We start from the raw sequence: 26,553 nt of genomic DNA on the forward strand, positions 1-26,553 counted from the left end.
ATACGACGAATGTCCGAACGATTGATGCGCAGCCCCTTGCTGCTGGCCGCCTTGCTGGTGGCGAGCGCGGCGATCGGTGCCGCGCTCTACGGACTGGTCGCGCCGATGCTGGGTGGCGGAGACGATGCGCGCGTCGAGCAACTGGTCAAGGACACGATACTCGAAAACCCCGAAATCCTGCCCGAAGCCATGGACAATCTGCGCAACCGCGAAGTCGGCAAGGCCGTCGCAAGCAACCAGGCGGCGATCACGCAAGCCTTCGGCAATGCATGGGAAGGCGACCCCGAGGGCGACGTAACGCTGGTCGCGTACATGGATTATGCGTGCGGATTTTGTCGCACCAGCCTGCCAATCATCGAACGGCTGGTGGAAAGCGACCCGAATCTGCGCGTTGTTTATCGCGAGCTTCCGGTGCTTTCCGAACAGAGCCGGATTGCCGCGCAGTGGAGTCTGGCCGCCGCCGAGCAGGGCAAGTTCATGGAATTTCACGATGCGCTCTACGGAGCAGGGCAATTGAGCGAAGCGACGATCGAGCGCGCGATTGCCAGCGCCGGACTCGATCGCACACGTGCCAGCGAAGTGGCGGGATCGCCGCGCGCATCGGAGGAAATCAACCGCAACCTGGGCGTGGCGGGGCAACTCGGCATGTCGGGGACGCCAAGCTGGGTGATCGGCGACCGGATGCTGTCGGGCGCACTGCCGTTCGAAGCGCTGCAGCAGGCGGTGCGCGAGGCGCGGTCGGCACGCTGATTTCGGGGGCGCTGCTTGTGAGCGGGCGTCGCGCACCCTAACTCCGCCCCTTACGGCGAAGGGGAACCGCACGCATGGCTGCCATCCTGTCGCTCCGCGGCGTAGGCAAGACCTACAAATCGGGGCACCGCGCGCTGGGCGCGGTCGATCTCGACATCGAAAAGGGCGAGATTTTCGCACTGCTCGGCCCGAACGGCGCGGGCAAGACCACGCTGATCTCGATCGTGTGCGGCATCGTCAGCCCGTCATCGGGGACCATCCTGATCGACGGCCATGACGCGATCAGCGATTACAAGTCCGCGCGCTCGATGATCGGGCTGGTGCCGCAGGAATTGTCGACCGACGCGTTCGAGACGGTGCGCGCGACGGTGCGCTTCAGCCGCGGCCTGTTCGGCAAGGCGCCCAATGACGCGTTTATCGAACAATTGCTGCGCGACCTGACGCTGTGGGACAAGCGCGACATCAAGATCATGGAGTTGTCGGGCGGCATGAAGCGCCGCGTGCTGATCGCCAAGGCGCTGGCGCACGAACCCGATATCCTGTTCCTCGACGAACCGACCGCGGGCGTCGACGTCAATCTGCGCCGCGACATGTGGAATCTGGTCAAGGCGCTGCGCCAGCGCGGCGTCACCATCATCCTGACCACCCATTATATCGAAGAAGCCGAGGAAATGGCCGACCGGGTGGGCGTCATCGATCGCGGCGAATTGCTGTTGGTCGAGGAAAAGCGCGCATTGATGGCCAAGCTGGGCAAGCGGCGCATGGAATTGACGCTGGCCGAACCGATGTCGGCGATCCCGAGCGACTTGTCCGACTGGGACTTGGAACTCGCCGACGAAGGCCACCGGTTGAGGTACACGTTCGATGCCAAGGCCGAGCGCACGGGCATCCCCTCGTTGCTCAGAAAGCTTGCGGACATGGGCATCGGCTTCACCGATCTGGAAACCGCCAAATCCTCGCTCGAGGATATTTTTGTCGATCTGGTCGAAAAGAAGGAGCGCGCGGCATGAGCGCCCCCCGGTTCAACGCGCGCGGCGTGTGGTCGATCTATCGTTTCGAAATGGCGCGGTCGCTGCGCACCTTGTGGCAATCGCTGGCGACGCCGGTGATCACCACCAGCCTGTATTTCATCGTCTTCGGCGGCGCGATCGGCAGCCGGATGCAGCAGGTCGGCGGCGTCGATTACGGCAGCTTCATCGTGCCGGGCCTGATCATGCTGATGCTGCTGACGCAGAGCATCGGCAATGCATCGATCGGCATCTATTTTCCCAAGTTCACTGGCACGGTGTACGAATTGCTGTCGGCACCGATTTCCGCGTTCGAGATGACGTTGGGCTTTGTCGGCGCGGCGGCAACCAAATCGATCGTGCTGGGGCTTATCATCCTGGCAACCGCCAGTTTCTTCGTCGACCTGACGATCCTGCACCCGCTGGCCATGATCGCATTCCTGGTGCTGACCGCGCTGACATTCAGCATGTTCGGCTTCATCATCGGCATCTGGGCGAAGGGGTTCGAGCAACTCAACTTCGTGCCCGCCTTGCTGGTCACCCCGCTGACGTTTTTGGGCGGCGCATTCTATTCCATCGATATGCTGGCCGAACCCTGGCGCACGGTCAGCCTGTTCAATCCGGTGGTCTATCTGGTCAGCGGCTTTCGCTGGTCGTTCTTCGGCCAGGGCGATGTGTCGCCTGCGATCAGCCTGGGCGTGACCGCGCTGTTCCTGTTCGCGTGCATGGCCGTGATCTTCTGGATTTTCAGGACCGGCTACCGGTTGAAGGACTGATGCGCCGCGCAAGCCAGGGACGGATCACGAGGCCGTTGAGGTTGATCGCCGCATGCGCCGCGATCGGCAGCCACAGCGTGCCGGTGCGCAGGTAAAGCAGGGTCAGGAACGCCCCGCCGATCGCGGTGCCGGCAACGCCTGCCCAGCGCTGATAGCGGTGGGCGAACGCAAACATTGCCAGCGCCACCGCAAAACCGATCCACGCATCGCCGGTCGCGCGCGACACCAGCAGCGGCACCACCAGCCGGAAGAACAGCTCCTCGGTCACCGCCGCGACGATGGACAGCAATGCGGCCCAGCCGAATGCGCCGGGTTCGCGCGGTTGGAGATGTGCGATCTGCCCGATCGTCCAGTCGCGCTTGCCTCGTCGCAATCGGCGCCACGCGATCAGGCCGCCGACGACCACGCCGCCCGCAAAGCCCAGCATCACCGCCAGTTCGATCCCTGCGCCCTCGACGGGGCCGAACCATTGGTCGAGGTGCGTGGCGACGGGTGAGAAAGCGTCTGAACGTTGCGATAATGCGCGCACGTCGCCCGACAGCGCCAGCAGCGCGACCCCGCCGGCGCCGAACGCGATCAGCGACCGTGCCATCGCGCCGCGATAGCGATCGATCTGCGTCGGCCCGCTGGCCACCCCGCGCAACCGCCACGCGTAAAGCGCCAGCCCAGCGAGGGTTAGGGCGATGTGAGCGATCATCGACACCCCTTATCCCGTTCGTTTCGAGCGTAGTCGAGAAACGTGGTCCAGGCGGTGCCAAGCGTTTCTCGACTACGGTCGAAACAAACGGAGGTTAGGAGTCGCGGATGACCTAGAACCGCGTCAATCCAGCTGATGTTCACCCTTTACCCAGCGCACCGTGCCCGACGATGCGCGCATCACCACGCTTTCGGTGGTCATCTTGGTACGGTGGCGCTTGACGCCCGCCAGCAGCGATCCGTCGGTCACGCCGGTCGCGGCAAAGATGCAGTCGCCCTTGGCGAGTTCGGACAAATCGTATTGCTTGTCGAGATCCTCGATGCCCCATTTGCGGGCGCGGGCGCGTTCGTCGTCGTTGCGGAACAGCAACCGGCCCTTGAACTGACCCCCGACGCACGCCAGCGCCGCACAGGCCAAGACGCCTTCAGGGGCGCCGCCCGAACCCATATAGACGTCGATCGTGGTTTCGGGGTCGGTCGTCGCGATCACCCCGGCCACGTCGCCATCGCCGATCAGCACCACCCCGCAGCCGATCTTGCGCAATTCGGCGATCAGCGTTTCGTGGCGCGGGCGATCGAGGACGCAGGCGATGATGTCGGCGGGCTTCACACCCTTTGCCGTGGCGATCGCGGTGATGTTTTCGGTCGGCGATTTGTCGAGGTCGATGAGGTTCGCCGGATAGCCCGGACCGACCGCGATCTTGTCCATGTAGACGTCGGGCGCGTTCAACAGATTGCCTTCCTCGGCAATCGCCAGCACCGCCAGGCTGTTCGGCCCCGCCTTGGCGCAGATCGTAGTGCCTTCCAGCGGGTCGAGCGCGATGTCGATCTTCGGCCCCTTACCGATCGCCGAGCCGACCTTTTCGCCGATGAACAGCATTGGCGCTTCGTCGCGCTCGCCTTCGCCGATGACGACGGTGCCGTCCATATAGAGCGAATTGAGCGCCTCGCGCATCGCCTCGACCGCGGCGGCATCGGCGGCCTTCTCGTCGCCGCGCCCGACCAGCTTCGACGCGGCGATCGCCGCCGCTTCGGTTACGCGCACCATTTCGAGGACGAGCACGCGGTCGAGCGTCTGGCTGGGCGACTGGTCCATATGGCGAAATCCCTCTCGAAACCCTTGTTTGCTGGGGCGATAGGCGAGCGTGTTCGGCTTGTCGAGCGAGAAGGGGTTGCGTCGGGCGCGTTCCCCGCTAGCCTGTTGCCGGGTCAGTCGGGAGGCGCAGATGCTTGCCATGCTAGTGTTGCTGTCGGCGCCGCAATCGGTGCCGCGAACGGTCGATCTGAACCGCGAGATGATCGCTTATCGCCAGCAGACCCGCGCCCGCGTCGAATGCGACCGCGACGTCGATGAGATCGTTGTTTGCGGTCGCCGCGAGGCGGACGAATATCGCGCGCCGCTGGTGATCCCCAATACCGGCGAACGCGACAATATCGGCGCGTTCGAAGCGCGTCAGGCGCTGCTTCGCCAGCCCAACGCCTGTGAGACCAAGATCGGCAACACCCCCTATGGCTGCGGATTTGCAGGCGTGACGATGACCAGCAACGCCAGCGGCACCCGCATCGTCGAACGCGAACGCGCGCCCTAAACCTGCTGTCCCGCTGCCCAGCCGCTGGACCACGCCCATTGGAAATTATAGCCGCCCAGCCAGCCGGTGACGTCCACCGCCTCACCGATCGCGTAGAGTCCCGGCACGCTGCGCGCTTCCATCGTCTGTGACGACAGCCCGGCGGTGGCGATGCCGCCGACGGTAACTTCGGCCTTGGCGAACCCTTCCGTGCCGTCGGGGCGGAATTGCCAGTCGCGCAACCTTGCTTCGGCTGCGCGCAAATTTGCGTCGCGCTGGTCGGCTAGGCCACCGTTCAGCGCCAGTTGGTCGGCAAGTGCTTCCGCTAATCGGTCGGGCAGATGTTCGCCCAGCACCGATCGCAGGCCCGCTTTCGGGCGCGCGGCTTTCGCCGCGATCAGCCAGTCGGTGGGCGCGTCGGGAATCAGGTCGATGCCGACTGCTTCGCCATGACGCCAATAGCTCGAAACCTGAAGGATAGCAGGGCCGGACAGACCGCGATGGGTGAATAAGGCAGCCTCTGCAAAGCGGGTCTTGCCCGCGCGCGCGACGACCGGGGTGGCGACACCCGACAACGACCGGAACAGCGCCTCGTCAGAAGGCAGTGTTAGTGGAACAAGGGCGGGGCGAGGCTCGACCACCTTCAGCCCGAAGCGGCGGGCGAGATCGTAGGCGAAGCCCGTCGCACCCAATTTGGGGATCGACGGACCGCCGGTGGCGATCACCAGCGACGGCGCGCGGGCGATGCGGTTGCCGTGCGCGACGCTGAACACGCCATCCGCATGGCCGACCTCGCCCATCGACGCGCCCAGCCGCACGGTGACATTGCCGCGATCGCATTCGTCGATCAGCATCGCGACGATCTGCTTGGCCGTTCCATCGCAGAAGAGCTGCCCGAGCGTCTTTTCGTGCCACGCGATGCCGTGGCGATCGACCATCGCGATGAACTCATGCTGGGTGTAGCGGCTGAGCGCCGACTTGGCGAAATGTGGGTTGGCCGAGAGATAGCGGTCGGGGGCGGTGTGCAGGTTGGTGAAATTGCACCGCCCGCCGCCCGAAATCAGGATTTTCTTTCCCGGCTCGGGTGCGTGATCGATCACCAGCACCCGCCGCCCACGCTGTCCGGCAGTCAGCGCGCAAAAGAGGCCCGCACCGCCTGCGCCTAGGACGATCGCATCGAAATGTTCGGGGGTGCTCGCCATCCTCGCGCACTGTCACGGAATGGTCGAATGGCCAAGAGGCCGTTAAATCCCATTCGTCACCCCGGCCAAAGTGCCGGGGTCCACCGGGCGGCATATCACCCGCTTAAAACTTGAACGATGCCCAAGCGGCTTAGTGGGCCCCGGCACTTCGGCCGGGGTGACGAAATGGGGCGGTGGCTAACTCAGTCCCCCAACAGGTGCATCCACATCGGCTGGCCCACCAGGCTCGACGACCCACGTAGTTTCTCCAGCGCCTGTGCGACCGAGCGTTCCGGCCCCTCATGCGTCACGATCGCGACCAGCACGCTGCCATCGGCCATCTGACCGCGCTGCATCAGGCTTTCGATCGATACCCCCGCATCGCGCATCGCGGCGGCGATTTCGGCAAGCACGCCGACCTTGTCCTGAACGGTGAAGCGCAGATAGGCGCGGCCCCGGCGATCGCCCGTCTCTGCCTGTGCAGGATGCGACAGCGACGCGACGGGCATCGCATAGGCCGGGCCATATTCGCCGCGTGCGATATCGATCAGGTCGGCAACCACCGCGCTGGCGGTCGGCCCGTCGCCTGCGCCTGCGCCCTGAAAGAACAGTCTTCCGACGAAATTGCCCTCGGCCACGACCGCGTTGATCGATCCCGAGACATGCGCCAGCGGATGGTCGATCGGCACCAGATGCGGGTGGACGCGCTGGAACAGCCCGGCCTCGCCCGCCTCCGCCATGCCGACCAGCCGGATGCGATAGCCGAGCGACGCGGCCTCGGCGATGTCGGCGGCGATGACGTGGCGGACGCCGGTTACGCGCACATCGCCGAACGCCGGTTGGGTGCCGAAGCAGATTGACGACAGGATCGACAATTTATGCGCGGCATCCACGCCGTCGATGTCGAACCCCGGATCGGCTTCGGCATAACCCAGCCGTTGCGCCTCGCCTAACACATCGTCGAAATCGCGTCCTTCTGCCTCCATCTTCGACAGGATGAAATTGCAGGTGCCGTTGAGGATGCCGTAAACGCGCGAAATCTCGTTGGCGGCCGCCCCTTCGCGAAGGCCCTTGATGACCGGAATGCCGCCCGCGACCGCGGCTTCGAATTTCAGCGGGGCGCTGGCCTTCTCAGCGGCTTCGGCGAGTTCGAGGCCGTGATGCGCCATCATCGCCTTGTTGGCGGTTACGAAGCCCTTGCCCGCGTCCAATGTCTTGCGCGCGAGTGCCAACGCGGGACCATCCGATCCGCCGACCAGTTCCACCACGACATCGGCATTGCTCGCGCTCAATTCGGTCGGATCGTCAATCCAGTCGAAGCGCGCGATATCGACGCCGCGGTCCTTGGCACGGTCGCGGGCGGAGACGGCGACGATCTCGATCGGGCGTCCGGCGCGCCGCGCGATGAGCGCGCCATTGGCGTCGATCAGGCGAATGACGCCCGCGCCCACGGTGCCCAAGCCAGCGATTGCGACGCGCAACGGTTCGGTCATTTCTGTCCCTCGTTCATCGGGCCGCACGGGGCGTCCCCTCGCGCTCGCTTCTGCGGCACGGTGGACCCCGGAACAAGTCCGGGGTGACGAAGGATTTTTTGGGCAGCCGTTACTTCTTGATCAACCCGATCTCGACCAGCCGCTCGTGCAGATAATCATGCGCGGTGATCGGGGTGTCGTAGCGGTTGGGGTTTTCGTCGGAAATGCACGACGGAAGCGTCTGAATCAGGAAATCGGGGGCAGGGTGGAGGAAGAACGGCATCGAATAACGCGAATGCCCGCGACGATCGACCGGCGGGTTGACGACGCGGTGGGTGGTCGATGGAAGGACATGGTTGGTCAGCCGCTGGAGCATGTCACCGACATTGACGACCATCGCGTTCTTTGGCGGCTTGACCGGCAGCCAGCGCCCGTCCTTGTCGAGCAGTTCCAGCCCGGCTTCCTCGGCACCCAAGAGCAGGGTGATGAGGTTGATGTCCTCATGCGCGCCTGCGCGGACATTGGGGGCGTCTTCGGTCACGGGCGGGTAGTGGAGCAGGCGCAGGACCGAATTGCCGTCCCTGACGGCGGGGTCGAACCAATGGGGATCGAGGCTCAGATAGCGCGCGATCGCCGACAGCAACTTGTCGCCCGCCGTATCGAACGCAGCGAACAGTTCGAGAAAGGTGTCGCGGAATCCCTCGGGCTTGTCAGGCCAGATGTTAGGCGACATTTGCGCTTCGAACCGGTGTCCGGCGGCAAGCTGGCGGCCAATGTGCCAGAATTCCTTCAGGTCGACATGGGTCGCGCCCTTGGCGATCTCGGTCTTGAACGGGGTATAGCCGCGCGCACCGCCGCCGCCTTCGATGAACAGCGCGCGCTTCTCTTCCTCTGGCAGCGCGAAGAATGCTTCGGTCATCGCCCAGGCACGGTCGATCAGACCCTGGTCGATGCCGTGATCGGTGACCATCGCGAAACCGAAGCGTTCGAACGAACGACCGAATTCGCGGGCGAAGCCTTCGGGATCGGCGGCCTGATCGGCCAGGCTGACGACAGGCATTTCTGCCATCGGGGTATCAAGCATGTCACTGTCCTGCGGGTGAGTCATTGCAGGATGAGATAGGCTATCCGGCTGCCCGCGAACAGGGGATGATATTAGAACCATCTACCCCAACCCCGTTCGTGCTGAGCTTGTCGAAGCACTGTCCTTTCTTGCGTAGCCAAGAAGGACAATGCTTCGATACGCGCCTGCGGCGCTACTCAGCACGAACGGATTTTGGGGAGAATGCGGTGCGAGCTTAGTTTCCGATCGTGATCGTGCCCTGACTGGCCTCTCCGCCATTATCGCCCAGCGCAATGCGGAACGGCTTGCCGCCTTCGGTCTGGCCCGACATGCCGTCGCCGGTGACGCGAATACCAGCGTCTGCCAGAGCGCCGCGATACCAGCTACGCACCACATCGGCGGGTGCAGGACTGTCGAACGCGATCTCGACACCACCTTCACCGCCGCGTGCGTTGACCTTCACGTCGCGGACCTTCGATCCGGGATAGAGGTCGAGCCCGTCGAGTTGCAGGTCCGCCCCATCGAGGGTGAAGGCGGGGAGGTTGATGTCGCCTTTGAACACCGGGGTATCGATCTTCACCGCGCCGTCGGTCGAGGTCGAAAACACCGTCTTTTCCGCGCCATTCTCTTCAGATTTGATCGAAATGCTGGTGCCGTCGCCATCGCCGCAACCGGCAAGCAGCACCGCGCCCGCACTCGCCAACAATATCGCCCGCATGATCCGCACTCCTTACTGTGTCACTGGATCAATACAGTGGGCATGGAAACGCTCGGTTTCAAGCAAATAGGGGCGTGACGAATGGACGCCACAGGTTCATGGGAACGCTGCAATGCAACAAGCGACCCCCCGACTCAGCGAGAATCAGGCGCCGATTCCCTTCGGCGAATTCGTCGCGCTGGCTGCCGCGCTGATGGCGCTGACCGCGCTCGGTATCGATTCGATGCTGCCCGCGCTCCCTGCGATCGGCGAGTCGCTCGGCGTCCTGCGCGACAATGATCGTCAGTTCGTCATCACCGCGTTTCTCGTCGGTTTTGCCGTTGCTCAGCTGGCGCATGGTCCGCTCGCCGACCGGTTCGGACGCCGCCCCGTACTAGCGGTCGCGCTGCTCGCGGCGGTCGCGACCAATTTGCTGGCGGCGATCGCAGGTAGTTTCGAATTGCTGCTGGCGGCGCGCTTCGCCTCTGGCATGGCGGTGGCGGGCGCGCGCGTCGTCACCATCGCGCTGGTCCGCGACTGTTTCTCGGGCCGGGCGATGGCTCGCGTGATGAGCCTGGTGTTCGTGGTGTTCATGGCGGCCCCGGTGCTCGCCCCCGCGTTCGGCCAGATCGTGCTGCTGTTCGCGCCGTGGCGCTGGATTTTCGTCGGTATCGCGGTCGTCGCGGCCATGATCCTCGCCTGGTTCTGGCTGCGGATGCCCGAAACGCTGAAGCCCGAGGATCGCCACGAATTGAGCGTTTCGCGCATCTCCAAGGGCTATGCCTTCGTCGCGCGCGACCGGATGGCGGTCAGCTATACGCTGGCCGCGGCACTCATTTCGGGCGGGCTGTTCGGCTTCATCAATTCAATCCAGCAGATCATGTCCGACATTTTCGGTCGCCCGGAGTTGCTGACCGTGATCTTCGCGTGCGTCGCAGGCACGATGGCGGTCGCCAATTTCCTCAATTCGCGGATCGTGATGCGGTTCGGCACGCGGCTGTTATCGCATTCAGCGCTGACCGGGCTGATCGTGATTGCCGGCATCCATCTGGTCGTGTCGTGGATCGGCGGCGAGCATCTGGTGGTGTTTGCCATCCTCCAGGCGCTGATGATGGCGTGTTTCGGGCTCGCCGCGTCCAATTTCTCGGCGATGGCCATGGAGAATATGGGGCATATCGCGGGCACCGCGTCGAGTGCGCAGGGCTTTGTCTCCACGCTCGGCGGTGCGGTCATCGGCGCGCTGATCGGCCAGGCGTTCGACGGAACGACGGTGCCGCTATACGGCGGCTTCCTGATCTGCGGGCTGATCGCACTGGTCATCGTGTTCATCGGCGAGCGCGGCAAGCTGTTCCGTTCGCACTGATCCCGCACGCACCGTCCAACCGTTCGTCGCAAGCGTCGGGAACGGAGTCGGCCCGCTCTCCGTTCGATCGCTACCGAGCGCGGCATTCCGCTGTGCCATCAAGATGGATGAAGCCAATGGGCGGACATCAGGTAACCGACCAGAATCCCGGCGACGACGGCTATGACGAGGATGGCTATGATGAAAGCCAGCGTGCCGAAATCCTCGAAGTGACACGCGATGGCCGCAGTGATGGCACGATTCTCGTCGATCTCGATCCCGATCTGGGGGCCGAAATCGATGAAGACGAAGATGAAGGGACGCTCGACAGCCTTGACGAAGAGGGCGAAGACGACGAGCGCTGATCGCATGATGCGAACCGGGGTGACCGGCCTCGCGCTGCTGTTGGCGGCGTGCGGACCGGGAGAGGATACGAACGCGGCGGCCGATGCGGCCGCGCGGATCGAACAGGGTGAGCGCAGCGATGCGCGACTGGAAGATCCGTTGCCGCCGCCGGAAAACACCGTCGGTGCCGATCCGGCGACCGGAACGGCGCCGCAACCCGGCGCAACGCCCGACCCCTATCCGATCGCCGAGCCCGAAGCCGAACAGGATGTTGCCGACGCCGTTTCGGTCGCGGAAACCTATTTCAAGCTGATCGGGGATCGCGAGTATCGCTCCGCCTATAATCTGTGGCGCGACCAGGGTCAGGCGACGGGGATGAGCGCGCGGCAATTCGCCCAGAGTTTCGAACGGTATGCGCGTTACTCTGGCGACATCGGCGAACCCGGTCGCGTCGATGCAGGCGCGGGGCAGCGGCATATCGAAATCCCCGTGACCATCGCCGCACGCCTGCGCGAGGGCAACAAGCCGGTGCGGATGGAGGGGACAATGATCCTGCACCGCACCGCCGCAATCGACGGCACGCTTCAGGTCGATCGGCGCTGGCGCATCCGCGACACCGATTTCGATCCGCAACCGCCCGAATCCGCCGATCCCGCACCTGCGCAGCCCAATCGCATCCGCGCCGAATATCGATGCGAAGACGACAGTCGCTACAACGCCAATTTCGACAATGATGCGAATACGGTCGAACTCGCGACCGGGCGCAGGCGGCTGGCGGTGCTCGACCAGCAGCGCAGCGGTTCGGGGATCGCCTATGAAGGCGGCGGATACGCCCTGCGCGGGCAGGGGACAGAGGCGTATATCAGCTTCCCCACCGGCAACCGGAAACGCTGTACCACCGACCCCTAAGGGCTAGCCCCTAAACCCGCTTGTTTCGAGCGAAGTCGAAAAACGTGGTGCGGGCGATTTGGTCACGTTTCTCGACTTCGCTCGAAACGAGCGGATATGTGGTTGCAACGTGGCGTGTTGTGATACCGAACCGGCATGAGCCGCTATACCCGCACCATCACCGCCACCCCTGAGGACATCGACGAACTCGGCCACGTCAACAATGCGGTGTGGGTGAAGTGGATTCAGGATGTCGCGGTCGGCCACTGGGTGGATGTCGCGCCACGCGAACATGCCGATGCCTATATCTGGGTCGTGACCCGACACGAGATTGACTATCGCGGCAATGTTTCGGCGGGCGAGACGGTGACGGCGGAAACCTGGGTACAGGATCCGCCGCGCGGGGCGCGGTTCGATCGACATATGCGGTTTACCGGGGCCGACGGACGGGTGAAGGTCGAGGCCAAGACCACCTGGGCGATCGTCGACCGCGCGACGGGGCGGATATTGCGCGTGCCGAAAGAAGTGGCGGAAACGTTTTTGCCCTAAATCCTCCCCATTTATGGGGAGGGGGACCGCTCGAAGAGCGGTGGTGGGGGTTGGCCATAAGCGCTGTGCTGCGTGGCGCACCCCCTCCGTCAGCGCTGCGCGCTGCCACCTCCCCACAATGTGGGGAGGATCTTCTACCCGCTATTCCTCAGCGCGGTGGCTATCGCGTTGATCGACAGCTGAATTCCTTCGGCAATGCGCGGGTCGTCCTCCCCGCTGCGGTGGCGTTTGAGCAATTCGATCTGGAGCAGGTTGAGCGGCTCGATATAGGGCAGCCGCAACCGGATCGAGGTTTCCAGACCGGGGCTGGCCTCCAGCAGGCGTTCCTGGCCGGTGACGGCGAGCAGGCAATCATGCGTCTGGTGCCAGCCATCGCGAATCTGCCCGAACACGCGGTCGCGCAGGGTTTCGTCCTCGACCAACTCGGCATAGCGCGCAGCGATGCCGATGTCGGATTTCGCCAGCACCATTTCCATGTTCGCCAGCGTCGATTGGAACAGCGGCCAGCCTGCCGCCATTTCGCGCAGCAGCCCCTTGTCCTCGAACCCGGCGATCGCTTGCCCGACGCCGTACCAGCCGGGCAGCATCACCCGCGCCTGCGCCCAACTGAACACCCAAGGAATCGCACGCAAATCCTCGATCGCGTCGGATTTCTTGCGGCTGGCGGGGCGGCTGCCGATCTTCAGCGTCGAGATTTCCGCGATCGGGGTCATCTGGCGGAAGAACTGGCGGAAGCCGTCGGTCTCGTAAACCAGCCCGCGATAGGCGCGGAACGCGGCGTTCGAGAGCGCGTCCATTGCGGCCGAAAAGCGGTCGTAATCGGACTGGCTCAGTCGCTGCGGCTCGAGACTGGCGAGCAACGTCGCCGATGCCATCGCTTCCAAATTGGTCTTGGCGCTGGCGACCGTTCCGTATTTCGCGGCGATCACTTCGCCTTGTTCGGTAATGCGGATGCGACCCTGGACGGTGCCCGGCGGCTGCGCCTGGATCGCGGCATAGGCAGAGCCACCGCCCCGTCCTACCGCGCCGCCGCGGCCGTGGAACAACTGCATGCCGACGCCCGCTTCGGCGAACACCGGGAGCAAGGCGGTCGATCCTCGGCTCAATTGCCAGGTGGAGGTCAGATAGCCGCCGTCCTTGTTCGAATCGGAATAGCCGATCATCACTTCCTGGAACCGGCGCGATTTCGATATTGCGGCGATTTCGGGCAGCGCGAACCAGGCGCGCATGATGTCGGGCGCGGCTTCCAGATCGGATACGGTCTCGAACAGCGGCACTGCCATGATGTGCGCTTTTGCCGGTTCGCCGGGCACATAAAGCCCGGCCTCTTTCAGCATCAGGTGAACCTCGAGCAGATCGGACACCGACTGCGCCATCGACACGACATATTGGGTAATCGCCGCCCGCCCGAACCGAACATGTGCCTCTGCGGCGGCATGCATGATCGCGATCTCGCCCTTCGTCTCGTCCGAATAATCGGCATAGGGGCTGGTCAGCGGACGCGGGCTGGCGAGTTCGTGACGGAGCAATGCGATCCGCGCCTCTTCGTCCAGCGCGGCATAATCCGCCTCGACGCCTGCGACCTTTAGCAATTCGCCGACGACGCGTTCATGCACCGCCGAATTCTGGCGCATGTCGAGCGTGGCGAGATGAAAGCCGAACGTCTCGACGCTGCGAATAAGGCGCCCCAACGCGCCACCCGACGCCAGCGCCCCGCCGCCGCCTGCGCTCAATCCGCGGGCGAGCGCGATCAGGTCGTCGCGCAACTGGTTCGGCCCTGCATAGGCCTCGGCATCGATCGGGGCAGGACGCGGCGCGCGCTTGCCGGTCAGCAATTTATGCGTCGCGCACAGCCGCGCATAGATGCCCGACAAGGCGCGGCGATAGGGTTCGTCGGCGCGGCTCGCGGCGTTGTCGCCCGATCCATTCGCAAGCGCCACCACCGCATCGCCGACATCGCTATGCCCGGTGGAAATCGACAGTTCGGCACCCAGCGCATGCACGCCGTCGAGATAATGGCCCAGCGCCACTTCGGCGGCACGCGATAGCGCCAGCCGCATCGAATCGGCGGTGACGAAGGGGTTGCCGTCACGGTCGCCACCGATCCAGCTTCCGGGTTTCAGGAAACTCGGAACGCGCTCGCCGATCGCGCGGTCCCAACGGGCATAAAGCGCGGGCAACGCGGGGACGAACACGTCGCGCATATAGGACAAAGCGGTCTCTACCTCGTCGGCGACATGCAGTCGGTCGCGGCGCAGCACGCGCGTCTGCCACAGCAGCGCGATCTGGCGCAGGATCGCCTCGTCCACGTGGTCGCCGTCGGCGGTTTCCTCGATCCCGCGGTCGCGCAGACCCATCAGTTCGGCGATCCGGTTGCGGTGGTCGATCATCGACTTGCGCCGCACTTCGGTCGGGTGCGCGGTCAGCACCGGCGCGATCAGCGCATGTTCCAGCAGGGCGCACACCGTCTTGCGGTCGATGCCGTCCGCGGCGAGCCGCTCCAGCGCGCTTTCGACATCGGCGTCGGGGTCGACCGCGATCCCCTGGCGATCCTCGGCCAGATTGGCGAGCATCGAGAACAACATGAAGCCGCGCACGAAATCGAGCGTCTCGTCGAGGCTGAGGCGTTCCAGTCCCGGATCGGTTGCCTCCGCACCCTCCAGGCCGCGGTGTCGGTCCACCGAAGAACGGCGGATATATTCGATCCGCTCGAACAACCGGTCCCCGCCATAGGCGCGGATGACGTCGCCCAGCTTTTGGCCGAGATATTGGATGTCGGGGTTGTTTGCGATTCCGGGAAGGCTAGCCATGCCCGCCATTGCTGCATTGCAACAGGTGCCGGGTCAACCGCCAGCAGGCTTGGCCGCGATCAACTCTCGCTATTCAGCCGATGCAGTTCGACATGCCCATGCCCGCGTTGGACGAGTCCGATCTCGGCAGCGGCGGCTTTCGACAAGTCGATCACGCGCCCGCGCGCGAACGGCCCGCGGTCGTTGATGCGGACGACGACGCTCTTGCCATTTGCCGGGTTGGTTACGCGCAGCTTGGTTCCGAACGGCAATGTCCGATGCGCAGCGGTCAGTGTCGCGGGGTCGCAGGTTTCGCCATTGGCGGTGCGGCGTCCGGCCATCTCTGCCGCGAAGAAGCTGGCCATGCCCAGTTCGAAAGGCGCGGCGGCAACACCGGCGGCTGCGGTCTGCGCGGAAGCTGGCGTGGCAAAAACACCCGCCAGCGACAGCGCAGCGGCGGCGATCGAAAATCGGTTCATGGCATGAGCCCCCTCATGGAAAGGGGGGATGCACGGGTCTCGCTAAGCCGGAAAGAGCGCTTCCTGGATTCTGCGGCGTGCGGTGCGCCGGACCCGACGAAGAGTCGTTTCGCGAACGAATCCGCCGCAGCGATAGACGATCAGGCGGTGGTCGAGAACCGTGACGCGAGTCGATCGAACGCCGAGCGTGCGGGCGACGTGGAGGCCGCAGAGGGTGCCATCAACGCGTCCAGTTCGGCATCGGTCAGCGGCACCATGAACTGCACCCCGCACCGGTCGGTGTCGCACCACACCACGCGTCCGCGCCGCTCTGCGGCACCCAGATCGAAAATCGCGACGGTGCCGACAGCGGGCGGTGCGTCGCTGCGCAGCATCAGGCCGCTGCTCGACAGGTTGACGACGTGCACCTTCACCCGCGCGTCGAGCACGCGCATTTCGGCGATGTGAAACATCTTGAAGCGCCGCGCACGGGTAGGCGCTGTCGTCAGGTTAAGTGCTTGGTCGGTCACAGGAAGTACGCCCCCTTGGTCCCAACAGAACACGAAAGGGGTTTCTACGTTCCCGCGAATCAGGGCTAACGCAGCGTTAACCGCGATTGTGGTGCTGCGTCAGCGTTCGACCACGTCGCCCCGCATCGGTGCAAGCTTCGACAGGAACCGGTTCTGCGCGGCAAACGGAACGCCTTCCGCCGCCATCGCGGATTGCAGGTTCTCGACCAGCCGGTTCATGTCGCCCTGTTGCACGCCCATATCCTTGTGGCTGCTCCGCATGTCGCGCCCGGTATAGGTGCAGCCCGCGTTCAAGATAAAACAGAACTGCTCGAATAGGGTGCGTTTCAGCCGCACCTGATCGTGGTTCGCGAAAATCTCGCCGATGCGGTCGTCGGCGAAGTTTACGGCGACGAAGCGGTCGACGATGCGGCGAATGCCGTCCTGTCCGCCAAAGGCGCGCGCCATGTTGTCGCCGGCAAAAGGTGTAGCCCCGGCATTGGCGGGATTAACCGTATAGGGTTCGACCGCTTCCTCGCCCGGCATCGCGTGCGCGGGCGGCGCGACTTGGTCCTGCGGGACGACCAGCATTGCGAGCGCGATCATCGAAATTTGGAGCATTAGAAACTTCCCTGAAGCTGAACGAGCACGCCGCGCTGGCCCTCGATCGTCGCGATCGATCCGAGGTCGGTATAGGCGACCGTCGCGGTAACATGACGGTTGAACGCATAGGCCGCGAACGCATCCCACCAATCGTCCTCGCGCGCGATGCCCAGATTGTCGGGCTTGGTGCGGTATTCCGCGCCGACCACGAATTTCCGCGAAAATTGATAGGCGAGCGATCCTTCGACCTGGACGCTGTGGCTGTCGCGCAGGTCGCCGCCATAGCCGAGCAGCCCGGTCTGGTTGGCCTTTGTCGCGCGAACGGTCACATTGCCCAGCACCGACCAGTTCAGGAACAGCTTGGTCGCCGAGAGGTAATAATCGACGCCTTGGTCCTGCGCCGCCCCCACCGCGCGAACGATCGGCGCATCCAGGCTTTTCTTGTATTGCACGCCCACGGCGATCGCGGGCATCCATTCGGGGCCGTAAACGACATCGCCGGCCAATTTGACTTTCAGGCCCCAGATGTCCTGATCGAATGTGTAATCCTCGCCCAGCCCCAGTGCGCCACCGACCCAGTTGGTGTCGAACATCTGGCGCGCATAGCTAACCTCGATCCGATCCCACGCGCCGATCGCAATGCCCGCACTGCGGAAATCGTAATCGGCGAGTTCGGCGACGGTGACATTGGCCTGCGCGCCGACGCCGTCGCGCGTGCCGTTGCCGGCGATCACAGCCCAGGGCGTCAGGCCACCGCCCGATGCGCCTTCGATTGTCGAGACGCCATTGGTCAGCAACAGCTTTCCCGGTTCGGCGACCTGTTGCGCGACGGCGGGCGTTGCCGCCAGCGAAAGTGCGGCGAGCGAAGCGAAGCGCGATCTGCGCGCGATCGAGACGAAGCGGTCCATGCCCGTCGGTTAACCGGGCGATGGTTAAAAAGCGGTTCACTGTCTTCGATCAATTTTGACCGCACCTGTTTACGAGAGTTTGACGATTTCGTCCGATACGGATGCGATGAAGACAGTTTTAGCCATCGCTGCCGCCAGCCTTGCCGCGTTGCCTGCCCAAGCCGGAAATGTCGGGGTTCGCGTCGTCGATTCGACTGGCAAGCCGGTGACGGACGCGGTGGTCACGATCCATCCTGCCGCTGGTGTGCCATCAGGGCCGATCCGCTTTCCCTGGGCCAATCAGGTGATTCAAGAGAACATCGCCTTCAATCCGGGCACGTTGATCGTGCCGGTGGGGGCGACGGTGACCTTTCCCAACCAGGACAAGGTACGCCACCATGTCTATAGCTTTTCCAAGCCCGCACGCTTCGAACTGAAGCTGTTCGGGCGCGAAGAAAGCCGCGGCTACACCTTCAAGACCGCAGGCGCGGTCGCGCTTGGCTGCAACATCCACGATTCGATGTCGGGCTTCATCAAGGTCGTCGATACGCCGTTCGCGGCCAAGACCAATGCCACCGGCGGTACGCTGGTCGAAGGGGTGACGGGCGGTGCCGCGAAGCTGACCGTGTGGCACCCGCGGCTGCGGGCCAAGGACAATGAAGCGGTATTCGACCTCGACGTGCCCGCAAGCGGTGAGATCGCCAAGCGTATCCAGATCGTGCTGCGCTGATCATCGTGGCGGGGGGCAGCTCCATTTTGCGGCGGGGCGCGACGAAGCTGGGCACGTCGCTCTCGGCCAAGCTAACCCTGTTCTATGCCGGGCTGTTCGCGCTGGCCGCCGCGCTCATCCTGCTGGGTGCGCAGACCGGGATCAGCGCCTATGCCGAACGTATGGTCGCCAGCGAGATGGCGGCGGGCGCCAAGGTGTTCGATCGCGTCACGACGATGCGCTATGCCCAGCTCGGCGATGCGGGCCGCGTGCTCTCCGCCGATTTCGGTTTTCGCGAGGCGGCGGCCACCGGCGATGCGCCGACCATCGCCTCCGCGCTCGATTCGCTGCGCGGTCGCCTCGACCTCGATCAGGCATTTTTCGTCGATATCGACGGCAATGTCACCGGGTTCATGGGCGCATTGCCACCTGCCGACGCCGAGACGCTGCGCGCGGCGCTCGATTCGGGTGCGGACAGCGGGGTGCTGAGGATCGGAGACGTGCGCTTCAACGCCGCTGCCGCACCGGTCGAGGCACCGGTGACGATCGGCTGGGTGGTGTTCGCCAATGCGCTGGATGGCGATGAAATGGCGGCGCTTTCCAAACTGTCGGCGATCGACCTTGCGCCGCGCATCGTACCGCTGGACAGCCTGCCCGCCGGTATGTCGATGAGGGCGGCGACCGAGCATATCGTGGCGGGCGAACGCATGCTGGCGCAGGCCTCTCCCATCGCGTCGTTCCGCAGCGACGATCCCCAGGCGCTGCTGCTCGAATACAGCCTGACGCACGCGCTGTCGCAATATGCGCCGATGCTGTGGTCGTTGCTGATCTGCGGGATCGTCGGCGTGATGATGGCGGTGGCGGGTAGCTGGCTGCTCGCTAAGCGCATCACCCGTCCGATTCGCGCGCTCGACGCCGCCGCGCGTCGAGTCGCGCAGGGCGATTACGCCCAGGTCGCAGTGGAGACGCGCGACGAACTCGGGACATTGGCCGACAGCTTCAACCGGATGGTCGACGATATCGGCGAGCGCGAGCGTCAGATCACGCACATGGCGCTGCACGATGGGCTAACCGGCCTCGCAAACCGCACCTTGTTACGCGAGCATTTGGCGACGATGGCTTCGCGCCCCGCCACCGATCGCAAACAGGCGCTGTTCTGCCTCGATCTCGATAATTTCAAGGTCGTCAACGATACCCTCGGCCATCCGACGGGCGACGCATTGCTGTGCGAAATCGCGCGGCGGTTGGCTACCTTTGCAGGCGACGGGTTCGTCGCGCGGCTGGGGGGCGACGAATTCGCGCTGGTGATCGACGACAGTCAGCGCCCGCTCGACCGTACCGCGCAGGAACTCATTCAAACGGTGGCGAGCCCCTGCATCGTCAACGGACATCGGATCGTGCCCGGCACCAGCGTCGGGATTTCGATTCTGGGGGCCGATGGGGTCGATTCGGTCACATTGGTCAAGAACGCCGACCTCGCGCTGTACCGCGCCAAGCATGACGGGCGCGGCGGTTTCCGCTTTTTCGAAGCCGAAATGAACGCAGAGGCGCAGCGGCGTCGCCAAATGGAACTCGACCTGCATGACGCGATTGCCGAAGGGCAATTGTTCCTGATGTTCCAGCCGCTGTTCAATCTGGCGGAGGGGCGGGTATCGGCGTTCGAGGCCTTGCTGCGTTGGAACCACCCGACGCGCGGGCTGGTGTCGCCGGTGGATTTCATTCCGCTGGCCGAGGATACCGGGCTCATCATCCCGATCGGCGAATGGGTGATCCGCGAGGCCGCGCGCGTCGCGTGCGGCTGGCCCGATCATGTGCGGGTTGCGGTCAACGTATCGCCGGTGCAGTTCCGCAACCCTGGGCTCAACACCGTGATCCTTCAGGCGCTGGCCGAAACCGGCCTGCCGCCCGGCCGGCTGGAGCTGGAAATCACCGAAAGCCTGTTCATCGACAATCCCGAAACCACGCTCGCATCGCTCCATTCGCTGCGCGCGCTGGGCGTCCGGGTCGCGCTCGACGATTTCGGTACGGGTTATTCCTCCCTCAGCTATCTGCGCAGCTTTCCGTTCGACAAGATCAAGATCGACCGCAGCTTCATCATCGACTTGCTGGGGTCTGACGGCGCGACCGCGATCATCAAATCGATCACCTCGCTGGCCGACGCGCTGGGGATGGAGACGACGGCGGAGGGCGTCGAGAATGCCGGCCAGCTCGATATCCTGCGCGAACAGGGCTGTAGCCATATTCAGGGCTATTATTTCAGCCGCCCGGTGACCGAGGACGCGGTCGCCGCGATGCTCGACAAACCCATCGATGATCGTCGCGTCGCCAACGGTTAGTGCGATTTTAGCGACGAAATGTGTGTTCGCCGTGCGGAATCGCCCGTTTTCTGGCGATTCTAGGCATTCCCCCGCTAGACCGGGGGCGTAACCATCGCTAACCCCGGGCATTCCGGTTCTTTACAGGAGGATGTCCAAGTGAATAATGCCGATCTCGCCGACGTTATTGCCAACGATCATGGCCTGACCAAAGCCGACGCCCGCAAGGTCGTCGATGCCGTTTTCTCGTCGATCACCGATGCCGCCTCGAAGGGCGAAGAAGTGTCGCTGAACGGCTTCGGCAAGTTCAAGGTCAAGGACAGCCCGGCCCGCGAAGGCCGCAACCCCTCGACCGGCGCGACCATTCAGATCGCCGCATCGAAGAAGCTGGGCTTCAGCCCCGCCAAGGCGGTCAAGGACAAGCTGAACGGCTAAGTCCTTCGCATGAGTATCGACAGCGTCCGGGCGTTCTTGCAGACAAGAGCCCCGGACGTTGTTTTTATCGACCAGGGTACAAGCACTGCAACCGTCGCCGAGGCTGCCCAGGCGCTGGGTGTGGAGCCCGCGCGGATCGCCAAGACGATTGCGCTTAAAAGCGGCGACACCGTGTAGCTGGTCGTCGCCAGCTGCAATGCCCGTATCGACAACCGAAAATTCAAAGCCCGCTTCGGCCAGCGTCCCCGGATGCTGGACGCCAAAACGGTCGAGTGCGGGACTGGCCATCCGGTCGGCGGCGTGTGCCCGTTCGGGCTGCCCACGCCGTTGCCGGTGTATTGCGACCGGTCGCTAGAGGGTTTTGCCAGCGTGTTCCCCGCGGCGGGTTCGCGGACGGCTTCGGTTGAAATGACCCCGGCAAGGCTCGTGGAAATCACCGGCGCTGTATGCGTGGATATATGCGTGATGCCGGACCCGGTTTGACCGCACTGGCGATTACGCTCCACACACATCCCGTTCGTGCTGAGCTTGTCGAAGCGCTGTCCTTCTTCATGCCAAGAAGGACAGCACTTCGATCCGCCGCTTCGCGGCTAGTCAGTGCGAACGGGGCATAAAAACTGTGAAACTTACTCGCGCTCGTCCGATTGCGGGTTGGCGATTGCGGCTTCCTTTTCCTTGGGTTTGTTCGCCTCGAAGGTCTTGGCCAGCTTCTTTTCGGTTGCAGCCGACAGTTCCTCGGCAGCCGCCGGGAACATTTCCTCCTCTTCCTCGTCGATATGGTGTTCGTAACGATGGCGCATATCATCGAATTTGCGCTTCCACGCGGAAGAGCTCATGTCGATGTCGGCCAATTCGCCCAGGAAATCGTCGATTTCCTTATGTTCGGACACCGAATGGCGCGCTTCGTCGCGCAAGTCGGGATTGCCGAGCATTTCGGCATAAAGCGATTCTTCTTCCGCAGCGGCGTGTGCGGTAACCTCGACGCGAAAGGCCTCGAACAAAGTCCGTCGGTCTTCGCTGTCGCCCGACGTCTCACCCAATTTGGCGAGCAGCTCGCGGTGGCGGTCGTGATCGGATTTCAGATCGGCGTAGATTTTTGCTTCGGCCATGAGAATTGCTCCTGTTGTTCAGGAGGCCCAACAACCGCCGCGCACGCTTGTTTCACCCGCGAATCGTTCGCAGGCGATATCGGTCAGTCGAGCGGCGACGCGGCGCGTTCGCGGTTCTGGCGCTCAGCCTTGGCGGCGGCTGCCGCCTGACCGAAACAGCCGATCTGGCCACCCGGCCCGACGGTCGAGCAGCTACCGATACCCTGCGACGCGGTGCCGCTGTTCAACACATCCTGTTGGCGGACCGCCCAGCTACGATTTTCGGGGGTGATTTCCAGATTGCGTAGCTCCTGCGGGATACGGAATCGCTCGGTTTCCGGGCGACGCGCGCACACGACGATTTCTTCACCATTGGCGTTGGTCGGACAAGCATCGTCCCCATAGATGACCAGCACGCCATTTTCGGTCGCACGCTGCGCCTGAGCAGGGGTGGGGACGAACGCCGCGGCAATTCCGGCGACTGCGATCAAGACCAAGCTACGCATCATCATTCTCCTGCTCCCTTCAACGCATGAAGCGCGGTTAGGGTCAATTCGTTTCGTCTAAATCCGTTTGGCCTAAATCCGCTTGGAAAGCCCGATCGCGGCGCGGCACCCCAGCCGGATCGCGGCGGCGAGCAGTGGATAGGCGGGGGCCTGCTCGGCACCGGCCTCCAGCGCCGCATCCTTGTGCTCCAGCTCCTCCTCGCGAAACTGGCGTACCGCGTCGCCAAGTTCGGGGTCGTCATTGCCCAATTCATCCAGCTGATGCTGGTAATGCCGGTCGATTTCGGTCTCCACCGCCACCGTACAGGCCATCGCCGCGCGCGGACCCATCGCGGCGGTCGCCGCCCCCAGCGCGAAGCCCGCGACCTTCCACATCGGCTGGAGCAGGGTCGGGCGCACGCCGCGCCGAGCGATCATCGCGTCGAAAAATGCGCGGTGGCGTTCTTCCTGCAGCGCCATGCCCGCAATCGATCGCCCCGCTTCGCTGCGGTCGCCCATCACTGCTAATTGCCCGGCATAGATCCGCGTCGCGCCATATTCGCCCGCCTGATCGACACGGATCATCGTCTCGGTAGCCTCGCGGCGGTCGCCGGGTCGCCAGCGTCTGGAAGCAGTCATGCGCGCCTCGCCTTCAACAGCCACAAAATGGCACCCGCCGCGCCTAGCGAAATGATCGCGTTGAACCCGGCGAGCGAAATGCCGATCAGGCTCCAAGGCGCACGGTCACAGCGGATGACCGGCGCAGCCATGATCGCTTCAAGAAAATTGTCGCCTGTGGGTAGGTTGGCAGTGCAGGCGGTGACGCCTTCCCACCAACCATATTCGACGCCCGCGTGAAACGCGCCGATCGCACCGCTGACCGCGATCAGGATCGCGGCAAGCGCCACCAGCGTCACGCGCGATCCCATGCGCGACACCGCCAGGAAGGATGCCCCCGCGGCGGCGATCGCGGCATAATGCGGCCAGCGTTGCCAATGGCACATCTCGCACGGCGGATATCCCGCGAGCTGGAACACCCATGCCCCGGCGATCAGCGCGCCTGGGACCAGCAGCGCGATCCAGCGCGCCAGGATCACCGGGTTCTGCTGCACCTCGTGTCAGCTCAGCGCTTGGTGGTGGCGGTCGTCGGGCGCGCGGCCAGCGCCTGACCAGGTTTCACCCGCCCGATGGTCTGGAGCGCATAGTGAAGCTGGAAATCCTCGATCCCCTTCGCCTTGACCTGTTCGGCGGTCATGTCGAAGCGCGGATCGGCCTTCACATCTTCTTCCAGCGTGCGGTCATCGGCGGCGGCTTCGTTGATCAGATGGCGACGCAGATCGGCCTCGCGGAACACGGGGCGCGACTTGTAATCGGGGTCGGAAAGCTGTGGCACCATCAGGTCGGGTTCGATCCCGCCTTCCTGAACCGACTTGCCCGAGGGCGTGTAATAGCGCGCAGTGGTCAGGCGCAGCGCGGTGTTCGACGATAGCGGAAGCAGCGTCTGGACCGATCCCTTGCCGAAGCTGCGTTCACCCATCACCAGCGCGCGGTGATGGTCCTGAAGCGCGCCTGCGACGATTTCGGAGGCCGAGGCGGAGCCTGCGTCGATCAGAACGACGATCGGCAACCCGCCGGTATCGTCGCCCTTACGCGCATAGAAACGCTCGATATCGCGCTTGTCGCGTCCGCGCTGCGACACGATTTCTCCCTGGTCGAGGAACACGTCGGTCACCTCGATCGCCTGGGTCAGCAATCCGCCGCCATTGTTGCGCAGGTCGATGACATAGCCTGCGGGCTTGCGGCCCAGCGACTTGTCGATCGCCGCAATCGCCGCGCGGGTATCGGCACCCGTCGCCTGGGAGAAGGTGTTGATCGCGATATAACCGATCCCATCCTTCACTTCCCATTTGACCGGCTTCTGGACGATGACTTCACGCTTCAACGCGACCTCGATCGGCCGATCGCGGCCCGGACGGACGATGGTGATGGTGATGTTCGATCCCGGAGGCCCGCGCATTTCAGCAACGGCCTCGTCCAGCGTCCCGCCGAAGATCAGCTTGCCGTTGATATGGGTGATATAATCGCCCGCCTTGATCCCGGCGCGGTCGGCAGGGGTATCGGCGGTCGGCGCAATCACCTTGACCGTCCGGTCCTCCATCGAAACCGTCAGGCCCAACCCGCCGTAATTGCCTTCGGTCGCGATGCGCAGATTTTCGAAATCCTTGGCGCTGACATAACCGGAGTGCGGGTCGAGCGCGGCGAGCATTCCTTGCACCGCGCCTTCGACCAGCGTCTTGTCATCGACCTGATCGACATAATCGGCGCGCACCGTGTTGAACACGTCCATGAACAGGTCGAGTTCGCGATAGGTGCCGCTATCGACCTGCGCCATCGCGCCGGTGGTGACGGGAACCAGCGCGAGCGCACCGGCAATGGCGGTAGCCTGAAGAAACGGACGGATCATGGAAGCGACTTTCGACATTTGCGAAGCAGGATAGCCGGTTTCGTGAGCGGGATCAAAGCGTAGCATGGATGAACCGCGACTGACCGTTCAGCCGATCAGGGCGGCGAGATCGACCGGTTGGCCATGACGGCGAAGCTCGACCGTGATCGGCAGCGCGTCGCCGCCGCCTGCGCGGCCCAGTGGCGCGCCCTGTGCGATCGGGGTGCCCGGTTCGACGTCGAGCGACGCGAGTCCCGTGACCAGTGTCGACCAGCCGTCGCCATGGTCGATGATGACGATCCGGCTGTAGCCGCGAAAAGTTCGAGCAAAGACGACTCGGCCCGAAGCGGGGGCGGCGACCGGGGCGTTGGCGCGCGCTGCCAGGCTGATGCCACGAGCGCGCACGCCGTTTTCCGACAGTTCACCGAAGCCGGTGGCGACGACACCTGCGACGGGAAGACGATACGGTGCTGCCCCCGCAGGAATCGGCGCAGGGCCTTCGCCCTCGGGACGCGGCAAAGGTCCGGCAAGCGCCGCCAGCCTGTTTTCGGTGACGGCGGCATCCTCGGCAATGTCGATATTGGCAATCAGATCGCGGGCCTGTTCGCCCAGCGCGATGGCGCGATCCGATTCGACAAGCGCGCCGCGCGCCAACTGGCCCGCGCGCAGGCGTTGGCGCGCCTCGGTTTCGATTAGCTGCATGCGTTCGTCGTTCAGCGTCTGGGCACCCTGACGCAGCGACGCGACCGCCAGTCCAGCTTGCCCGCGCAAGTTGCGCGAGCGGTCGATCTCGACGCGGACCGACCGGCTACGCGCGTCGATTACCGGGCCGATCGACCCCAGCAGCGCGCGGACATGGACCGCGTCGCGGAGCGATCCCGGCTGCACCACCCCCAGGATTTCAGGGCGCCGCGCCAGTGACTGGATCGCGGCGATCAATCGCACCATCGGTCCTTGCCGGTCGGCCAGCCGTTCGCGCTGCATGCCGATCCGGCGGTCGATGATTGCGATCCGCGCGCGCGCGGCGGCGATGTCGGCTTGTGCCGCGACGATGCGCGCTTCGGCAGCGGCGCGTTCGGCGCTGGCGCGGGTGGCGGCATCACGGGCGCGAGACGCCTGGACCTCCAGCGCCTGCGATCGTTTTAGGGCCGATGCGCTTTGCGCGCGCGCGATGCGGAGCCGGTCCTGCTGCGCCTCGATCGCGGGCGGCACTGGGGTTTGCTGCGCCGAAAGGCTTGCCGCGGCCAGACCCGTTGCCATCGGCAGGATCACGGCAAGGGCGAGCGCGCGCTTCATCGCGCTAAGGGTCCAAATTCAATCAGGAGATTGACGTGATCGCCCGGAGCGGCGGGTGGGCAAGGAAGGCTGCGCAGACGCGTAGCTACGCTACGCGCAAGCGGCCTGACGCCGCCCACCCGCCGCTCCGGGCGACCGCTTTGCGGCGGGCCGATTTGGGCACCAGTCGGCGTTGATCGTCGCGCACGATGCGCCGCATCGT

Annotated in this window: 28 protein-coding genes and 1 pseudogene; 12 read left to right on the plus strand and 17 right to left on the minus strand. The window is 64.3% G+C overall.

Annotation, left to right across the window (positions count from 1 at the left end):
- The first annotated feature begins 9 nt into the window (after window positions 1-9).
- The 3 genes from ENHY17A_RS01730 (at window position 10) to ENHY17A_RS01740 (ending at window position 2,533) form a co-directional block, all read left to right on the plus strand.
- On the plus strand, window positions 10-750 hold the full coding sequence (locus tag ENHY17A_RS01730; protein WP_159709509.1) for a DsbA family protein: 741 nt from the start codon (window positions 10-12) through the stop codon (window positions 748-750).
- Window positions 751-824: 74 nt separating this feature from the next.
- Entirely contained in the window at window positions 825-1,760 is a 936-nt protein-coding gene (locus ENHY17A_RS01735; protein WP_159709511.1) for an ABC transporter ATP-binding protein, read from the plus strand.
- A complete protein-coding gene (locus ENHY17A_RS01740; RefSeq protein WP_159709513.1) occupies window positions 1,757-2,533 on the plus strand; it encodes an ABC transporter permease in 777 nt (258 codons plus the stop codon). The genes ENHY17A_RS01735 and ENHY17A_RS01740 overlap by 4 nt, the downstream gene beginning before the upstream one ends.
- Here the strand turns inward: ENHY17A_RS01740 and ENHY17A_RS01745 are convergent.
- Together ENHY17A_RS01745 and glpX are read right to left on the minus strand one after the other, a co-directional pair.
- Entirely contained in the window at window positions 2,505-3,230 is a 726-nt protein-coding gene (locus tag ENHY17A_RS01745) for a CPBP family intramembrane glutamic endopeptidase (RefSeq protein ID WP_159709515.1), read from the minus strand. The genes ENHY17A_RS01740 and ENHY17A_RS01745 overlap by 29 nt on opposite strands.
- A gap of 123 nt (window positions 3,231-3,353) precedes the next feature.
- Complete coding sequence (gene glpX / locus ENHY17A_RS01750; protein ID WP_159714015.1) at window positions 3,354-4,325, minus strand: class II fructose-bisphosphatase; 972 nt, start codon at window positions 4,323-4,325, stop codon at window positions 3,354-3,356.
- Between the two features lie 130 nt (window positions 4,326-4,455).
- On the opposite strand from glpX, the gene ENHY17A_RS01755 reads away from it, so the two are divergent.
- A complete protein-coding gene (locus ENHY17A_RS01755; RefSeq protein ID WP_159709517.1) occupies window positions 4,456-4,818 on the plus strand; it encodes a hypothetical protein in 363 nt (120 codons plus the stop codon).
- On the opposite strand, the gene ENHY17A_RS01760 is transcribed toward ENHY17A_RS01755, so the two are convergent.
- The 4 genes from ENHY17A_RS01760 to ENHY17A_RS01775 form a co-directional block, all read right to left on the minus strand.
- Complete coding sequence (locus tag ENHY17A_RS01760) at window positions 4,815-5,999, minus strand: NAD(P)/FAD-dependent oxidoreductase (RefSeq protein WP_159709519.1); 1,185 nt, start codon at window positions 5,997-5,999, stop codon at window positions 4,815-4,817. The genes ENHY17A_RS01755 and ENHY17A_RS01760 overlap by 4 nt on opposite strands.
- Before the next feature lie 182 nt (window positions 6,000-6,181).
- Window positions 6,182-7,471, minus strand: a complete 1,290-nt coding sequence (locus ENHY17A_RS01765) for a homoserine dehydrogenase (RefSeq protein ID WP_159709521.1) — start codon at window positions 7,469-7,471, stop codon at window positions 6,182-6,184.
- A gap of 109 nt (window positions 7,472-7,580) precedes the next feature.
- Window positions 7,581-8,534: an isopenicillin N synthase family dioxygenase gene (locus ENHY17A_RS01770; RefSeq protein WP_159709523.1), complete on the minus strand. Its 954-nt coding sequence runs from the start codon at window positions 8,532-8,534 to the stop codon at window positions 7,581-7,583.
- A gap of 214 nt (window positions 8,535-8,748) precedes the next feature.
- Window positions 8,749-9,231: a hypothetical protein gene (locus ENHY17A_RS01775; protein WP_159709525.1), complete on the minus strand. Its 483-nt coding sequence runs from the start codon at window positions 9,229-9,231 to the stop codon at window positions 8,749-8,751.
- Window positions 9,232-9,343: 112 nt separating this feature from the next.
- On the opposite strand from ENHY17A_RS01775, the gene ENHY17A_RS01780 reads away from it, so the two are divergent.
- From ENHY17A_RS01780 to ENHY17A_RS01795, 4 genes are all read left to right on the plus strand, one after another.
- On the plus strand, window positions 9,344-10,573 hold the full coding sequence (locus tag ENHY17A_RS01780; protein WP_159709527.1) for a multidrug effflux MFS transporter: 1,230 nt from the start codon (window positions 9,344-9,346) through the stop codon (window positions 10,571-10,573).
- A 116-nt stretch (window positions 10,574-10,689) separates the two neighbouring features.
- Window positions 10,690-10,917: a hypothetical protein gene (locus ENHY17A_RS01785; RefSeq protein WP_159709528.1), complete on the plus strand. Its 228-nt coding sequence runs from the start codon at window positions 10,690-10,692 to the stop codon at window positions 10,915-10,917.
- Between the two features lie 4 nt (window positions 10,918-10,921).
- On the plus strand, window positions 10,922-11,806 hold the full coding sequence (locus ENHY17A_RS01790; protein ID WP_159709529.1) for an MliC family protein: 885 nt from the start codon (window positions 10,922-10,924) through the stop codon (window positions 11,804-11,806).
- Between the two features lie 135 nt (window positions 11,807-11,941).
- Window positions 11,942-12,334: an acyl-CoA thioesterase gene (locus ENHY17A_RS01795; protein ID WP_159709530.1), complete on the plus strand. Its 393-nt coding sequence runs from the start codon at window positions 11,942-11,944 to the stop codon at window positions 12,332-12,334.
- Between the two features lie 134 nt (window positions 12,335-12,468).
- Here ENHY17A_RS01795 and ppc read toward each other — a convergent pair whose 3' ends face one another.
- The 5 genes from ppc to ENHY17A_RS01820 all read right to left on the minus strand — a co-directional run bounded on the left by ppc (window position 12,469) and on the right by ENHY17A_RS01820 (window position 17,601).
- Window positions 12,469-15,144, minus strand: a complete 2,676-nt coding sequence (gene ppc, locus ENHY17A_RS01800; protein ID WP_159709531.1) for a phosphoenolpyruvate carboxylase — start codon at window positions 15,142-15,144, stop codon at window positions 12,469-12,471.
- A gap of 59 nt (window positions 15,145-15,203) precedes the next feature.
- Window positions 15,204-15,602, minus strand: a complete 399-nt coding sequence (locus tag ENHY17A_RS01805; protein ID WP_159709532.1) for a septal ring lytic transglycosylase RlpA family protein — start codon at window positions 15,600-15,602, stop codon at window positions 15,204-15,206.
- Between the two features lie 140 nt (window positions 15,603-15,742).
- On the minus strand, window positions 15,743-16,111 hold the full coding sequence (locus tag ENHY17A_RS01810) for a PilZ domain-containing protein (protein WP_159709533.1): 369 nt from the start codon (window positions 16,109-16,111) through the stop codon (window positions 15,743-15,745).
- Between the two features lie 99 nt (window positions 16,112-16,210).
- A complete protein-coding gene (locus ENHY17A_RS01815) occupies window positions 16,211-16,681 on the minus strand; it encodes a group I truncated hemoglobin (protein WP_159714016.1) in 471 nt (156 codons plus the stop codon).
- A 29-nt stretch (window positions 16,682-16,710) separates the two neighbouring features.
- Window positions 16,711-17,601 (minus strand): DUF3034 family protein, encoded by an 891-nt coding sequence (locus ENHY17A_RS01820; protein ID WP_159709534.1) that lies wholly within the window; start codon window positions 17,599-17,601, stop codon window positions 16,711-16,713.
- 106 nt (window positions 17,602-17,707) lie between these two features.
- Here ENHY17A_RS01820 and ENHY17A_RS01825 point away from each other — a divergent pair, with 106 nt between their 5' ends.
- The 4 genes and pseudogenes from ENHY17A_RS01825 to ENHY17A_RS01840 all read left to right on the plus strand — a co-directional run bounded on the left by ENHY17A_RS01825 (window position 17,708) and on the right by ENHY17A_RS01840 (window position 21,522).
- Complete coding sequence (locus ENHY17A_RS01825) at window positions 17,708-18,310, plus strand: cupredoxin domain-containing protein (protein WP_159709536.1); 603 nt, start codon at window positions 17,708-17,710, stop codon at window positions 18,308-18,310.
- A 5-nt stretch (window positions 18,311-18,315) separates the two neighbouring features.
- The gene (locus ENHY17A_RS01830) at window positions 18,316-20,625 is read left to right on the plus strand and encodes a putative bifunctional diguanylate cyclase/phosphodiesterase (RefSeq protein WP_159709538.1); all 2,310 of its coding nucleotides are present in this window, start codon (window positions 18,316-18,318) and stop codon (window positions 20,623-20,625) included.
- Between the two features lie 93 nt (window positions 20,626-20,718).
- Entirely contained in the window at window positions 20,719-21,039 is a 321-nt protein-coding gene (locus ENHY17A_RS01835; RefSeq protein WP_268894004.1) for an HU family DNA-binding protein, read from the plus strand.
- 9 nt (window positions 21,040-21,048) lie between these two features.
- Window positions 21,049-21,522 (plus strand): annotated as a pseudogene (locus ENHY17A_RS01840) (YbaK/EbsC family protein).
- 143 nt (window positions 21,523-21,665) lie between these two features.
- Here ENHY17A_RS01840 and ENHY17A_RS01845 read toward each other — a convergent pair.
- The 6 genes from ENHY17A_RS01845 to ENHY17A_RS01870 all read right to left on the minus strand — a co-directional run bounded on the left by ENHY17A_RS01845 (window position 21,666) and on the right by ENHY17A_RS01870 (window position 26,351).
- A complete protein-coding gene (locus tag ENHY17A_RS01845) occupies window positions 21,666-22,148 on the minus strand; it encodes a hemerythrin domain-containing protein (protein ID WP_159709542.1) in 483 nt (160 codons plus the stop codon).
- Between the two features lie 83 nt (window positions 22,149-22,231).
- The gene (locus ENHY17A_RS01850; protein WP_236547691.1) at window positions 22,232-22,639 is read right to left on the minus strand and encodes a hypothetical protein; all 408 of its coding nucleotides are present in this window, start codon (window positions 22,637-22,639) and stop codon (window positions 22,232-22,234) included.
- A 66-nt stretch (window positions 22,640-22,705) separates the two neighbouring features.
- On the minus strand, window positions 22,706-23,251 hold the full coding sequence (locus tag ENHY17A_RS01855; protein WP_159709544.1) for a demethoxyubiquinone hydroxylase family protein: 546 nt from the start codon (window positions 23,249-23,251) through the stop codon (window positions 22,706-22,708).
- Complete coding sequence (locus ENHY17A_RS01860) at window positions 23,248-23,724, minus strand: disulfide bond formation protein B (protein WP_159709546.1); 477 nt, start codon at window positions 23,722-23,724, stop codon at window positions 23,248-23,250. The genes ENHY17A_RS01855 and ENHY17A_RS01860 overlap by 4 nt, the downstream gene beginning before the upstream one ends.
- An 11-nt stretch (window positions 23,725-23,735) precedes the next feature.
- The gene (locus ENHY17A_RS01865) at window positions 23,736-25,076 is read right to left on the minus strand and encodes a S41 family peptidase (RefSeq protein WP_159709548.1); all 1,341 of its coding nucleotides are present in this window, start codon (window positions 25,074-25,076) and stop codon (window positions 23,736-23,738) included.
- A gap of 87 nt (window positions 25,077-25,163) precedes the next feature.
- Complete coding sequence (locus tag ENHY17A_RS01870) at window positions 25,164-26,351, minus strand: murein hydrolase activator EnvC family protein (protein WP_236547692.1); 1,188 nt, start codon at window positions 26,349-26,351, stop codon at window positions 25,164-25,166.
- Window positions 26,352-26,553 lie beyond the last annotated feature (202 nt).

Source organism: Sphingomonas sp. AX6, assembly GCF_902506605.1.
Taxonomy (GTDB): Bacteria; Pseudomonadota; Alphaproteobacteria; order Sphingomonadales; family Sphingomonadaceae; genus Sphingomonas.